The following is a 12,327-nucleotide window of genomic DNA, read 5'->3' as shown; positions in this document are numbered from 1 at the left end:
AAAAAGTTGACCACTACAGAATACCGCTGTCGCAAGCAAGCGCCTTCCCACAGATTGAACAACATTGTGGGTGGGGCTTGCCCGCGACGGAATTGGCGATTGTTCGCGAATGAATTCGCTACACGCGCTCAATCGCCAGCGCCAGGCCCTGCCCTACTCCCACACACATGGTCGCCAGACCCTTGCTGCCACCGGTCTTTTCCAGTTGGTGCAAAGCCGTCAGCACCAGCCGCGCACCACTCATGCCCAGCGGATGCCCCAGCGCGATGGCGCCGCCGTTGGGGTTGACCTGCGCTGCATCGTCGGCAAGTCCCAGCTCACGCAGGACCGCCAGCCCCTGACTGGCGAAGGCTTCGTTGAGTTCGATGACATCGAAATCGGAAACCGCCAGGCCCAGACGCTCGACCAGTTTGCGCACCGCAGGCACCGGCCCGATACCCATCACCCGCGGTGCAACACCGGCACTGGCCATGCCCAGAATCCGTGCCCTTGGGGTCAGGCCGTGTTTCCTGACTGCTTCAGCCGAAGCCAGGATCAAGGCCGCCGCGCCGTCGTTGACGCCCGAGGCGTTGCCCGCAGTAACGGTCTTTTGCGGGCCATTGACCGGCTTGAGTTTGCCGAGGGTTTCCAGGCTGGTATCCGCACGTGGATGTTCGTCCTGATCGACGATGGTTTCGCCCTTCTTGTGCGCCACCCGCACCGGCACGATCTCTTCCCCGAAAAAGCCCGCAGCCTGGGCAACGGCAGTGCGTTGCTGGCTGCGCAGGGCGAAAGCGTCCTGATCGGCTCGAGAAATCTTGAAATCATCCGCCACGTTATCGGCGGTTTCCGGCATCGAATCGACACCGTACAACGCTTTCATCGCCGGGTTGACGAAGCGCCAGCCGATGGTGGTGTCTTCCAGCTTCATGTTGCGCGAGAATCCGGCATCGGCCTTGCCCATGACAAACGGCGCGCGCGACATCGACTCGACACCACCGGCAATCGCCAGCTCCATTTCGCCAGCGGCAATGGCCCGGAAAGCAGTACCGATGGCGTCCATGCCCGAAGCGCACAAACGATTGAGGGTCACGCCCGGGATGCTCGGCGACAGGCCCGCCAGCAGAGCAGCCATGCGCGCAACGTTACGGTTATCTTCGCCAGCCTGGTTGGCGCAGCCGAGAAACACCTCGTCGACTTCGTCCCAGTTGACCGACGGGTTACGCTCCATCAGGGCCTTGATCGGCACGGCCGCCAGATCGTCGGCGCGCACCGCGGACAGGCCACCCCCAAAACGTCCGATGGGGGTACGAATCGCATCACAGATAAAGACCTCGCGCATCACGCTTCTCCTGCTACCTGACCGTGAGCCGCTGCGGTACGGGCTTCCAGCTCCCGCAAGGCGTTGAGTTCGATGTCGGTCGGTTCTGCCGAGAAGACGACATCCTCGGCAAAACGGATTTCCCAGCCGGTAGCCGCGATCACCTGCTCACGGGTAACCCCCGGATGCAAGGTGGTGACCACGAACTCGTTGGTGCCGGCTTCCGGCTCCATGATGCACAGGTCGGTAATGATCCCTACCGGCCCCGCGCCCGGCAGGCCAAGACGCTTGCGCGAGTCGCCACCTTCGCCGTGGCCGACGGAGGTGACAAAATCGAGCTTGTTGACGAACGAGCGGGCCGATTGCTTGAGAATGATCAGCACCGACTTGGCAGAACCGGCAATTTCCGGCGCGCCACCGGCACCCGGCAAACGCACTTTCGGGTTGTGGTAATCACCCACCACCGTGGTGTTGATATTGCCAAAACGGTCGACCTGCGCAGCTCCGAGGAAGCCCACGTCAACCCGTCCGCCCTGCAGCCAGTAGCGGAAGATTTCGCTGGTGGCGACCACAGTGTCGGCCGTTTCCGCCAGCTCACCATCGCCAATCGACAGCGGCAGCACCGTCGGCTTGGCACCAATCGGACCCGACTCGTAAATCAGCACGACATCCGGCGAAGAGGTCAGGCGGGCCAGATTCGCGGCCTTGGAAGGCAAACCGATGCCGACGAAACAGACTGCACCGTTACGCAAGCGACGGGCGGCAGCGATGGTCATCATTTCACTGGTGGTGTAAGTCATTATTTTGCCTCCGCAGCGCTGGCCAACTTGCTCTGGAACTCACTGAAATTCGCCGTGCCATGAATGTATTCGGCAATCCAGGCGGTGAAGCTGTCGCGGTCGCGGGCAATCGGGTCCCAGGCTTGATAGAACGGATTGTCGCGCTCGTAGTAGCCATGCGCGTAGGACGGGTGAGCGCCGCCGGGCACCAGGCACACGGCACTCAAGGCCCAGGTGGGCAATACACAGGAGTTCATCGGCGCGTTGAGGTCATCGACGATTTCTTCGACCGTAACGATGCAGCGTTTGGCAGCCAGAGCCGCTTCCTTCTGTGCACCGAGAATGCCCCACAGCAGCACGTTGCCCTTGCGGTCGGCTTTCTGGGCATGGATCACCGTGACATCCGGGCGCACCGACGGCACAGCGGCCAGCACTTCACCGGTGAACGGGCAGGTTACGGTCTTGATCAGCGGGTTGACCTTCGGCAGATCGGAACCGGCATAGGCGCGCAGCACCGCGAACGGCAGGCCTGAGGCGCCAGCTACATAGGCGTTGGCCAGATCGGCATGGCTGTGCTCTTCGATTTCCAGCGCATGCGGCCACTGTTTTTCGACCGCATCGCGCAAACGGTGCAAGGAGCCGACACCGGGATTACCGCCCCACGAAAAAATCAGCCGTTTCGCACAACCGGCACCGATCAACTGGTCGTAGATCAGATCCGGCGTCATGCGCACCAGCGTCAGGTCCTTTTTGCCCTGACGAATGATTTCATGACCGGCGGCCGTTGGAATCAGATGCGTGAAGCCTTCCAGCGCAACGGTATCGCCATCGTTGACCAGTTGCTTCACTGCATCGCGTAGAGAAAGTATTTCAGCCATGAAGTGCTCCCGAACCCGACATCACGTTCAATGATCGGCGCGAAGGGCGCCGCAATGAAAACGAGGTTATGCCTGAGCACAGCAGCAAACAATCCGATAATCGACTAAGCGTTCGATAATCGAACGCATTAAAACGAAACCATCAAGCCGGAATAACCGGCCTGATCAGGTAAACAGTTGCGTGCTCAAATCCCGACTCGCATCGAGCATGATCGGCAGAAAACGTTGCTCCAGTTCGCTCCGCGCGACCCGCCCGGCACTGGTGCTGACATTCAGCGCTGCCAGTACCTGACCCGATGCGTCGTAGACCGGCACGGCTATGGAGCGCAGCCCCTGCTCCAGTTCCTGATCGACAATGCACCAGCCTTGCTGGCGAACCAGTTGCAGGCATTCGAGCAGCGCTTCGGGGCTACGAATGGTGCGGCTGGTCTTGGGCTGCAAGTCCACATGATCGAGATATTCACGCAACGAAACATCGTCCAGTGCCGCCAACAGAATACGCCCCATGGACGTGCAATAGGCTGGCAGCCGACCACCGACGGAAAGATCGACGGAAATCAGTCGCTGAGTGGTTGCCGAGCGGGCGATATAAAGAATGTCGTCGCCTTCGAGGGTGGCCATGTTGCAAGCCTCATGCAGCATATCGCTCATGCGGTCCAGATAAGGCTGCGAAGAAACCGCCAGCGGCGTCGAAGACAGATAGGCATGGCCCAAGGTCAACACCTTGGGCAACAGCGAATAGGTACGACCGTCCGTCGTCGCATAACCGAGTTTGATAAGCGTGTGCAGACAACGACGAACCGCCGCACGAGGAATTTCCGTGCGGTGGCTGATCTGGGCAATGGTCAGGTGTCGCTTGCGCTCCTGAAAGGCATGAATCACGGCCAGACCACGCGCCAGCGAAGTCATGAAATCAGGGTCACCGGTCAGCGCCTGGATACGTTTTGCAGGCGACGCCACGATAGGCGGCGCCAGCGATGCAAAAGAATTACGCAGTTCATCATTCATTGCCGACACCTCTGTAACCGCTCTCAGGCCTTGTAAACCGCTGGCTTCAGCCCCTTTTCAAGGGGTTCTGGGAAACCCGGATTGTGCGATTATCGAACCAATGGCCGATAATCGCAATTGACCCATCGCAAATATACTTATACCTTTACCTCTGCCATGAAGTGACTTCTTGGAAATCCTGGTCAGGTACCCACTAAGAAGTCCAAGGCAGCGGCCTTGCCCACGAAGCAAGGCCGTTTTCATTAGAGCGATCCAGACTGCGACATTCTGACGCACCCCTCACGATTACCTGACTCATCGCCTCTTTAGTTTTTCATTTGAATTTTGTCGCCATTATTTTGTCCTGGCACCTTGGACTTTCTTCGATGAAAGTTCTGTCATATTCATTACTGACCAAAACTTCGGAAGAGTCTCACAAAAAAAACAATATTCATGAAATCTCCTGGCAACCGGACCCCGCCTATAGTTGACGGGACTGAACTTCTTGGAGATAGTATCGATCACTTGACTGGCAGTGCCTTGCCCATCTGCGCAACATGCAGTTAATTTCGGTGCAGGGACCAGTCAACGTTAACCATTAACAGAACCGAAAAACGAATGTCGCTACGACAGCTGTTTTCCTGGTGCCCGTAGCCGCGAGCAGCAACGTGTTCAAGGCCTTGTGAAAATGCCGGCAGCCCTGCATGGCCAGACAGCCATGAATGTTTGACGCCGGTCAGGCCACAAGCAGAGAACACTCTTGCAGCGCTCTGCGTTAACACCAGATTCAATTTGACTTAGATCAGGTAACTCAGTGACTAAAGATGAACTGCGCGCGGAACTTGAGCGCCAGGAGCAACGTTACAAGGATGTCTACGGCGGGGAAATCACCACCTATGCCGCGCAGCCCGAGCCGGAACGCAAGCCTTGGCGCAAAAGAGCCAGTATTCTGGATCAGGCGTTCAAACAAGAGTTGCAGAAAATGGAACAGGACCTGAAAGAAGAGCCCTGACAACACCGGGGCCTGAACGAACTTCAACCGTTTGTATCGGCCCTGCGAATGCCCGCCACACAGGCTTCATCGACCCGTTGAGCGATCATCGGGGCTTCTGCGTCATGTCTTTTTTTTGACTTTGAGCAATACCAATCAGCGGCTGGCAAGTCGATCCGTATTTTTTCTGTCATAATCGCGCCCCCTTCAGACCGGGTCAGAAAACCTACATGATCGATTTATTCAGCGGGCTAGATGCCTGGGTGATAGTAAGCCTATTGCTCGCCCTGGCATTCGTCCTAACGTTCGAGTTCATCAACGGCTTTCATGACACCGCCAACGCGGTGGCGACAGTCATTTACACCAAGGCAATGCCGCCTCATCTGGCCGTATTCTTTTCGGGTGTCTTCAACTTCCTCGGCGTCCTGCTGGGCGGTGTCGGCGTGGCCTATGCCATCGTCCACCTGCTTCCGGTGGAACTGCTGATCAACGTCAACACAGGGCACGGACTGGCAATGGTGTTCTCGCTGCTTGCCGCAGCGATCACCTGGAACCTGGGCACCTGGTACTTCGGTATCCCGGCTTCGAGTTCGCACACGCTGATCGGCTCGATCCTCGGCGTAGGCCTGGCCAACGCCCTGATCAACGGTATCCCGTTGAGCGACGGCGTGAACTGGCAGAAAGCGATCGATATCGGCGCATCGCTGGTGTTCTCGCCGCTGGCTGGTTTCGTGGCTGCTGCCCTGGTGCTTCTCGCACTGAAATGGTGGCGCCCACTGTCCAAGATGCACAAGACGCCAGAACAGCGTCGCAAGATCGACGACAAGAAGCACCCGCCGTTCTGGAACCGTCTGGTACTGGTCATCTCGGCCATGGCCGTGAGCTTTGTACACGGCTCCAACGATGGCCAGAAAGGCATCGGCCTGATCATGCTGGTGCTGATCGGTATCGTGCCAAGCCAGTTCGTACTGGACCTCAACAGCACGACCTACCAGATTGAGCGCACCCGGGATGCAACCCTGCACCTGAGCCAGTTCTATCAGCGCAACAGCAGCACGCTGGGCGAATACCTGGCCATGGGCAAATCGCTCAAGGGCGACCTGCCGTCCAGCTCCGCCTGCAACCCCGAGCAGACCGAGCCGACCATCGACGCACTGCTCGATACACTCAAAGGCGTGACAGACTATCGTGGGCTGTCTTCCGAGCAGCGCATCGAAGTACGTCGCTACCTGCTGTGCCTGGATGACACTGCACGCAAGGTCGGCAAGCTGCCGAACCTGGGCTCACGTGAGAAATCCGATCTGGAAAAACTGCGCAAGGACCTGACCGGCACCACCGAATACGCGCCGTTCTGGGTAATCCTGGCGGTTGCACTGGCGCTGGGTATCGGCACCATGGTCGGCTGGAAACGTGTGGTTCTGACCATTGGCGAGAAGATCGGCAAGCAAGGCATGACCTACGCTCAAGGCATGTCTGCGCAGATCACCACCGCCTGCGCCATCGGTATGGCGAACATCTTCAGCCTGCCGGTTTCGACCACCCACATTCTGTCGTCGGGTGTAGCCGGAACCATGGTTGCCAACCGCAGTGGCCTGCAAGGTGGCACCGTACGCACGATTCTGCTGGCCTGGGTTCTGACCCTTCCCGCTACCGTCGCGCTGTCGGCCTGCCTGTTCTGGCTGGCGTCCAAAGCGCTGTCCTGATCCGGCGCAACAGGAGGCGGTGTCCCGCACCGCCTCCTGCCTTTAGCGACGCTTCTTGCCTCCCAGCAACGACCCCATCAAACCCCGCACCAATTCTCTCCCCAATTGGGTTGCAGCCTGACGCATGGCATTTTTTACCGCCTGACCTGCCAGACTGCCCAGAAACTCACCGGCTTTATCCCCGAAACTTTCCGACTCCTGCGGGTTTGCAGCGGGCGCCTCGCTCTGCTGCGTAACGTTCGCCTTGCGGGCCAGCAATATTTCGTAGGCTGATTCGCGATCAATCGGTTTGTCGTAACGCCCCGCCAGCGGCGACCGGGCGATCAGACCGGCGCGCTCGGCCTCGCTCAACGGCCCGATACGCGACTTGGGAGGAGCAATCAGCACCCGCTGGACCATGGCTGGAGTGCCCTTGTCCTGCAAGGTGCCCACCAGTGCTTCGCCAATTCCCAGTTCGGTCAGCACACTCAGCGCATCGAATTCAGGGTTGGGCCTGAAGCCATCGGCCACCGCTCGCAGCGACTTCTGCTCCCTTGCCGTAAACGCCCGCAGCCCGTGCTGAATACGCAGCCCCAGTTGCGCGAGAATGTCGTCCGGCAGATCACCCGGCGATTGAGTGACGAAATACACCCCGACACCCTTGGAACGAATCAGCCGCACCACCTGTTCAAGCCGCTCCTGCAAGGCCTTGGGCGTATCGGCAAACAACAGGTGCGCCTCATCGAAGAACAGCGCCAGCAGCGGCTTGTCCGCATCACCGCGCTCCGGTAATTGCTCGAATAATTCCGCCAACAGCCACAACAGGAAAGTGGCGTAGACTTTCGGCGCCTCATGCACCAGTCGGCTGGCATCGAGCAAATGAATGCGCCCTTTGCCGTCGCTGGCGGGCTGCAGAATATCTTCCAGTTGCAGCGCCGGTTCGCCAAACAAGGCTTCTGCGCCCTGCTGCTCCAGAACGGCAAGACGTCGCTGCAAGGCCTGGCTGGAACCGGTTGTCATCAATGCGGCATCTTCACCCAGCAATTGCGGGTTATCGCGCAAGTGATTGAGCAGCGCCTTGAGGTCCTTGATATCCAGCAGCAAAAGGCCTTCTCGGTCAGCCACCTTGAAGGCCGCATACAGTGCCGATTGCTGGCTGTCGCTCAGTTCAAGCAGGTTGCCGAGCAACAGCGGCCCCATTTCGCTCAAGGTGGTGCGCAGGGGATGGCCGGACTTGCCATCGATATCCCACAGGGTTACCGGATACGCCTGCGGCTGATGATTGAGCCACGGCATACCGGCGATCCGTTCGGCAATCTTGCCCTGCGGGTTGCCGGCCGCCCCCAGACCACAGAGATCGCCCTTGATATCGGCGGCGAAAACCGCAACCCCCGCATCGCTGAAAGCTTCGGCCAGCCGCTGCAGGGTGACAGTCTTGCCGGTCCCGGTTGCACCGGCCACCAGGCCGTGACGGTTGGTCAAGCGCAAGGCCTGAAAGACCGGTTGCCCACCGAGGTCGGCACCTAATGCAATTTGCTGAGAATCGGGCATTTCATCACCTTCTCATGTACATCATTCAAAGCTGACCGGCAGCCAGCCGCCTCTTATTGAACGCTCAGTATTGCCCAGTTTGCCGCCAACCTCCCGCCGGGCGGCCAGATTTACCCGCGAACATCTATTCCTGTCAGAGGTCAAGGAGAGACTGCCATTGATTGCAGGAGTGCCAACCGTGCATATCGCCGACATGACCATGCTCTATGCCCCCGCCAGCGGTGGAGTACGCACTTACCTTGATGCCAAGCACTCTCGCCTCGCACACTACCCGGATGTCCGCCACAGCCTGCTGATTCCCGGCGCCTGTTCCAGCCATAACGACGGCATTTATAAAGTCGCGGCTCCGACGCTGCCGTTCAGCAACGGCTATCGTTTCCCGCTGCGGGTCTCGCCCTGGCGCAATGCATTGCAGAGCCTGCAGCCGGACCTGATAGAAGTGGGCGACGCTTACCTGACCGCCTGGGCAGCCATCGAGGCAAGACGGCAACTGGCAGTACCAATCATCGGTTTTTATCATTCGGACCTGCCACTGCTGGTCAGCAATCGCATGGGCCACTGGATGGGCACCAGTGTCGAAACCTACATCAGCAAGTTATACGGCAACTTTGATCGGGTATTGGCGCCCAGCCAGGTAATGGCCGACAAGTTGATCGCCATGGGTGTGGAAAATGTTTATACCCAGCCGTTGGGAGTCGATCTACTGACATTCGACCCTCGCCACCGTAACCCGAATATAAGAATCGAACTCGGTTTGCAGCAACACACGCATCTGCTGATATTTGCCGGTCGCGGCTCAAAAGAAAAAAAGTTGCCGGTATTGCTCGAATGCATGAAGAAACTCGGGCCGGACTATCACCTGCTGCTGGTGGGTTCACATATGCCAAGCCAGGTGCCGGATAATGTGTCGGTCATCGGGCATTTCTGTAAAACCGCTCTGCTTGCACAACTGCTGGCCAGTGCCGATGCACTGCTGCATGCAGGCGATCAGGAAACCTTCGGCCTGGTGATTCTCGAAGCCATGGCCAGCGGTATTCCGGTGGTTGCCGTCGCAGCCGGGGCTTTCACGGAAATAGTGCAACCCGAGTGCGGCCTGTTGTGCCAGGCGAACAATCCTCAGGCGATGGCGAACTCGGTACGCGAGCTGTTCAGAGGTGACTCGAAGCAAAAAGGTCGAGCGGCCCGGCGCTACGTCGAAGAGCACTACAGTTGGGATAAGGTGATCAGCGGCCTGCTCGAACATTATCAAGCCGTTCTCGGCTGTCGCCTGCCAGCGCTCGCCCATGGCTGATACACCGGATTTCCAGCAGCCGCGCAGTGTCCTGCTGGTCTTGCACGATGTCAGCCCGCAAAGCCAGGCGGACTATCAGCCATTCGTGGCAGCAGTGGATGCACTGGGGAAGATCCCCATGACCTGGCTGGTCGTGCCTGACTTCCACAAGCGTAATCCGCTGGACAACGACCCACTCTTTCGCAAGCTGCTGCACAGCAGGCTGGAACGCGGTGACGAACTGGCCTTGCATGGCTATAGCCATTACGACGATGGCCCTCCCCCTCGTTCACTGCATGAGTATTTCATGCGCCGAATCTTTACCTGGGAAGGTGAGTTCTACACCCTGAACCGGCAACAGGCACTGGCGCGCCTGGAGGCCGGCATCGAATTGTTCAGGCGCCATGCCTGGCCGCTTCATGGCTTTGTGGCACCGGCCTGGCTGATGAGCCAGGGTACCCGCGAAGCACTGCGCCAGTTGCCACTGACTTACACCAGTAGTTCGCAGCACCTGTATCGATTGCCGGACTTTATCCAGGTCGATGCTCCCGGGCTGGTCTGGAGCGCACGAAGCCCCTGGCGACGGGGTGTGTCGAAAATAATCAGCGAACTGCACAGGGCTCGATTACAGGAAGCATCGACTATTCGCCTGGGCGTACACCCGGTGGACATGCGCCATCGATTCTCCCGCGACTACTGGCTCGAAACCCTCGAATGCCTGCTGAAGGAAGGTCGCCAGCCCATGACTAAAATCGCCTGGCTGCAGGCTCAAGCGTCGCTGTCGGGCTCGGAAGGTTGATCTTGCTGCAATTGACGCCACAGACCGGCCGCTGCGCTGAAGTCGGCGCCATTTTCGGGGGTCAGTGCTTCGGGGTCATAACGGCTCAGACACCCCTCGCCCAGAGTGGGAGGGGCAGTAGAAGTGGCCTTGTCGAATGGATCGCTCATGGATACCTCGGCTCTTGATCATGAATGAACTCATCAGTGTAGAAGTGAATTCACTCATGAAAAGGCCGGTACGTCTGACAACCTTCGCGGTTAAACCGCTCCTACAGATTGTGTGGGAGCGAATTCATTCGCGAAGGCAGAGCTTTATCAATCAAAAACCACGGTCTTGTTGTCATGCACCAGTACCCGGTCTTCCAGGTGCGCGCGCAGGCCACGGGCCAGGACCATTTTTTCCACATCACGACCGAAACGCACCATGTTTTCGATGCTGTCGCGGTGGCTGACACGCACCACGTCCTGCTCGATGATAGGGCCGGCATCGAGTTCTTCGGTGACGTAGTGGCAAGTAGCACCAATCAACTTCACGCCGCGCAGCGATGCCTGGTGGTAAGGCTTGGCGCCGACGAACGATGGCAGGAAGCTGTGGTGAATGTTGATGACCTGATGGGCATATTCGCGGCACAGTTGCGGCGGCAGGATCTGCATGTAGCGCGCCAGCACCACGACGTCAGCCTGATGATGACCGACCAGACGCGAGACTTCGGCAAAGGCCGGCTGCTTGTCCTTTGGATCGACCGGAACATGGTAATAAGGAATATCGTGCCACTCGACCATGCTGCGCAGGTCCTGGTGATTGGAGATCACGCAGGCGATGTCGCAATCGAGTTCATCGCTGTGCCAGCGGTGCAGCAGGTCGGCCAGACAATGCGATTCACGGCTGGCCATCAGCACCACACGCTTCTTCTGCGCGGAGTCGGTGATACGCCAGTCCATCGAAAACTCTTCGGCAATCGGCGTAAAGGCCTCGCGAAAACCATCGAGGTCAAAGGGCAATGTATCGGCACGAATCTCGTGGCGCATGAAAAACCAGCCACTGAGATTGTCCGAATGGTGGCTCGCTTCGGTAATCCAGCCATTATGGGCAGCCAGAAAGTTACTGACTTTGGCAACGATGCCAACACGGTCCGGGCAAGCAATCACCAGACGAAAAGTGCGCATTTAGGGAAACTCCAGAACTTCGCAAAGGCGCTATTCTAGCGACTGCGCGGCAAAACTGCAGTATTCCCTTTGCCTGCACCTGAAGAAATCCAGCGGCCAGAGATTGCACCTTGCCAGCATCCATTTTTTACCGTTCAGGCCTCAAATAAACCTCTACTTAGCAAGCCTTTAAAGGAAAGGGTTCTTTGGAGATCGACAGCCCTTCGCTAGTTCCATGAATCTGTAGACAGCGTGGTATATCCTGAACAAACCAATAAAACTTTTTATTTAATGTTTACTTGCTCAATTACTCTGACTATTATTGCGTGACTGTAACCCTGAAACCCATCACAACATAAGGTCCCCCTCATGTCCTTGATCAACGAATACCGCGCCACAGAAGAAGCCATCAAAGAACTGCAAGCCCGTTTGAAAAACCTGTCGCAAGACGACAAACTGCAAACCGAGCTGGAATTTGAAGGCAAACTGCGCACCCTGATGGGCGAATATCAGAAATCGCTGCGTGACATCATTGCTCTGCTGGATCCAGAATCCAAAGTTAAAGCTCCACGTGGCGCTGTGAAAACTACCGGCACCAAGCGTGCACGCAAAGTCAAGCAATACAAAAACCCGCACAATGGCGAAGTCATCGAAACCAAAGGTGGCAACCACAAGACTCTGAAAGAGTGGAAAGCCAAGTGGGGCGGTGACGAGGTTGAAAGCTGGGCCACTCTGCTGGGCTAAGCTTCATAGGGTCGCACCGTTTCTGCACCCGATAAAAAAACGCCAGCTTGCTGGCGTTTTTTATTAATCAGGAAATTTCATACCGAAGCGTCATACACCTAATCGCTCACTTAAATGCTGTACATAATCCTGCCACTGACTCAACACCTGAAGCTGCTCAGGCGTGGCATTAAGAGACAACTCGACCAGCGCCCTGGTAAAACTTTGCACGGTATTGGG

Annotated in this window: 12 protein-coding genes; 5 read left to right on the top strand and 7 right to left on the bottom strand. The window is 57.7% G+C overall.

Features of this window, described 5'->3' with window-relative positions:
• Positions 1–118: 118 nt before the first annotated feature.
• The 4 genes from pcaF to pcaR form a co-directional block, all read right to left on the bottom strand.
• Complete coding sequence (gene pcaF, locus ALQ04_RS07230; protein ID WP_183142126.1) at positions 119–1,324, bottom strand: 3-oxoadipyl-CoA thiolase; 1,206 nt, start codon at positions 1,322–1,324, stop codon at positions 119–121.
• On the bottom strand, positions 1,321–2,100 hold the full coding sequence (locus tag ALQ04_RS07225) for a CoA-transferase subunit beta (protein ID WP_122315077.1): 780 nt from the start codon (positions 2,098–2,100) through the stop codon (positions 1,321–1,323). The genes pcaF and ALQ04_RS07225 overlap by 4 nt, the downstream gene beginning before the upstream one ends.
• Positions 2,100–2,957 (bottom strand): CoA transferase subunit A, encoded by an 858-nt coding sequence (locus ALQ04_RS07220; RefSeq protein WP_122315076.1) that lies wholly within the window; start codon positions 2,955–2,957, stop codon positions 2,100–2,102. The genes ALQ04_RS07225 and ALQ04_RS07220 overlap by 1 nt, the downstream gene beginning before the upstream one ends.
• A gap of 165 nt (positions 2,958–3,122) precedes the next feature.
• The gene (gene pcaR, locus ALQ04_RS07215; protein ID WP_122315075.1) at positions 3,123–3,965 is read right to left on the bottom strand and encodes a pca regulon transcriptional regulator PcaR; all 843 of its coding nucleotides are present in this window, start codon (positions 3,963–3,965) and stop codon (positions 3,123–3,125) included.
• A 793-nt stretch (positions 3,966–4,758) separates the two neighbouring features.
• On the opposite strand from pcaR, the gene ALQ04_RS07210 reads away from it, so the two are divergent.
• Positions 4,759–4,956, top strand: a complete 198-nt coding sequence (locus ALQ04_RS07210; RefSeq protein ID WP_122315074.1) for a hypothetical protein — start codon at positions 4,759–4,761, stop codon at positions 4,954–4,956.
• Positions 4,957–5,165: 209 nt separating this feature from the next.
• The gene (locus ALQ04_RS07205; RefSeq protein ID WP_122315073.1) at positions 5,166–6,638 is read left to right on the top strand and encodes an inorganic phosphate transporter; all 1,473 of its coding nucleotides are present in this window, start codon (positions 5,166–5,168) and stop codon (positions 6,636–6,638) included.
• Between the two features lie 42 nt (positions 6,639–6,680).
• Here ALQ04_RS07205 and ALQ04_RS07200 read toward each other — a convergent pair whose 3' ends face one another.
• Entirely contained in the window at positions 6,681–8,168 is a 1,488-nt protein-coding gene (locus ALQ04_RS07200) for a helicase HerA-like domain-containing protein (protein ID WP_122315072.1), read from the bottom strand.
• Between the two features lie 178 nt (positions 8,169–8,346).
• Here ALQ04_RS07200 and ALQ04_RS07195 point away from each other — a divergent pair, with 178 nt between their 5' ends.
• Both ALQ04_RS07195 and ALQ04_RS07190 read left to right on the top strand, forming a co-directional pair.
• The gene (locus ALQ04_RS07195; RefSeq protein ID WP_122315071.1) at positions 8,347–9,459 is read left to right on the top strand and encodes a glycosyltransferase; all 1,113 of its coding nucleotides are present in this window, start codon (positions 8,347–8,349) and stop codon (positions 9,457–9,459) included.
• Complete coding sequence (locus tag ALQ04_RS07190; protein ID WP_122315070.1) at positions 9,452–10,237, top strand: DUF2334 domain-containing protein; 786 nt, start codon at positions 9,452–9,454, stop codon at positions 10,235–10,237. Before ALQ04_RS07195 ends, ALQ04_RS07190 begins: the two co-directional genes overlap by 8 nt.
• Here ALQ04_RS07190 and ALQ04_RS07185 read toward each other — a convergent pair.
• Both ALQ04_RS07185 and purU read right to left on the bottom strand, forming a co-directional pair.
• Entirely contained in the window at positions 10,207–10,386 is a 180-nt protein-coding gene (locus ALQ04_RS07185; RefSeq protein WP_122315069.1) for a hypothetical protein, read from the bottom strand. The two genes, ALQ04_RS07190 and ALQ04_RS07185, sit on opposite strands and share 31 nt — an antisense overlap.
• A gap of 147 nt (positions 10,387–10,533) precedes the next feature.
• Positions 10,534–11,385, bottom strand: coding sequence for a formyltetrahydrofolate deformylase (purU, locus tag ALQ04_RS07180; RefSeq protein ID WP_122315068.1), 852 nt, complete (start codon positions 11,383–11,385; stop codon positions 10,534–10,536).
• Between the two features lie 348 nt (positions 11,386–11,733).
• On the opposite strand from purU, the gene mvaT reads away from it, so the two are divergent.
• Positions 11,734–12,108, top strand: a complete 375-nt coding sequence (gene mvaT / locus ALQ04_RS07175) for a histone-like nucleoid-structuring protein MvaT (protein WP_122315067.1) — start codon at positions 11,734–11,736, stop codon at positions 12,106–12,108.
• The last annotated feature ends 219 nt before the right edge of the window (positions 12,109–12,327 follow it).

The organism is Pseudomonas cichorii, from assembly GCF_003700275.1.
Classification (GTDB): Bacteria; Pseudomonadota; Gammaproteobacteria; order Pseudomonadales; family Pseudomonadaceae; genus Aquipseudomonas; species Aquipseudomonas cichorii_B.
Note: the sequence above shows the minus strand (reverse complement) of the source record. Positions and strands in the feature narration are given on the sequence as shown.

What these genes read in the sequence shown, in the direction of transcription:
- purU (WP_122315068.1), bottom strand. Translation starts at nt 11,385, where the DNA reads ATGCGCACTTTTCGTCTGGTGATTGCTTGCCCGGACCGTGTTGGCATC.
- ALQ04_RS07225 (WP_122315077.1), bottom strand. Translation starts at nt 2,100, where the DNA reads ATGACTTACACCACCAGTGAAATGATGACCATCGCTGCCGCCCGTCGC.
- pcaR (WP_122315075.1), bottom strand. Translation starts at nt 3,965, where the DNA reads ATGAATGATGAACTGCGTAATTCTTTTGCATCGCTGGCGCCGCCTATC.
- mvaT (WP_122315067.1), top strand. Translation starts at nt 11,734, where the DNA reads ATGTCCTTGATCAACGAATACCGCGCCACAGAAGAAGCCATCAAAGAA.
- ALQ04_RS07190 (WP_122315070.1), top strand. Translation starts at nt 9,452, where the DNA reads ATGGCTGATACACCGGATTTCCAGCAGCCGCGCAGTGTCCTGCTGGTC.
- ALQ04_RS07220 (WP_122315076.1), bottom strand. Translation starts at nt 2,957, where the DNA reads ATGGCTGAAATACTTTCTCTACGCGATGCAGTGAAGCAACTGGTCAAC.
- ALQ04_RS07200 (WP_122315072.1), bottom strand. Translation starts at nt 8,168, where the DNA reads ATGCCCGATTCTCAGCAAATTGCATTAGGTGCCGACCTCGGTGGGCAA.
- ALQ04_RS07185 (WP_122315069.1), bottom strand. Translation starts at nt 10,386, where the DNA reads ATGAGCGATCCATTCGACAAGGCCACTTCTACTGCCCCTCCCACTCTG.
- ALQ04_RS07205 (WP_122315073.1), top strand. Translation starts at nt 5,166, where the DNA reads ATGATCGATTTATTCAGCGGGCTAGATGCCTGGGTGATAGTAAGCCTA.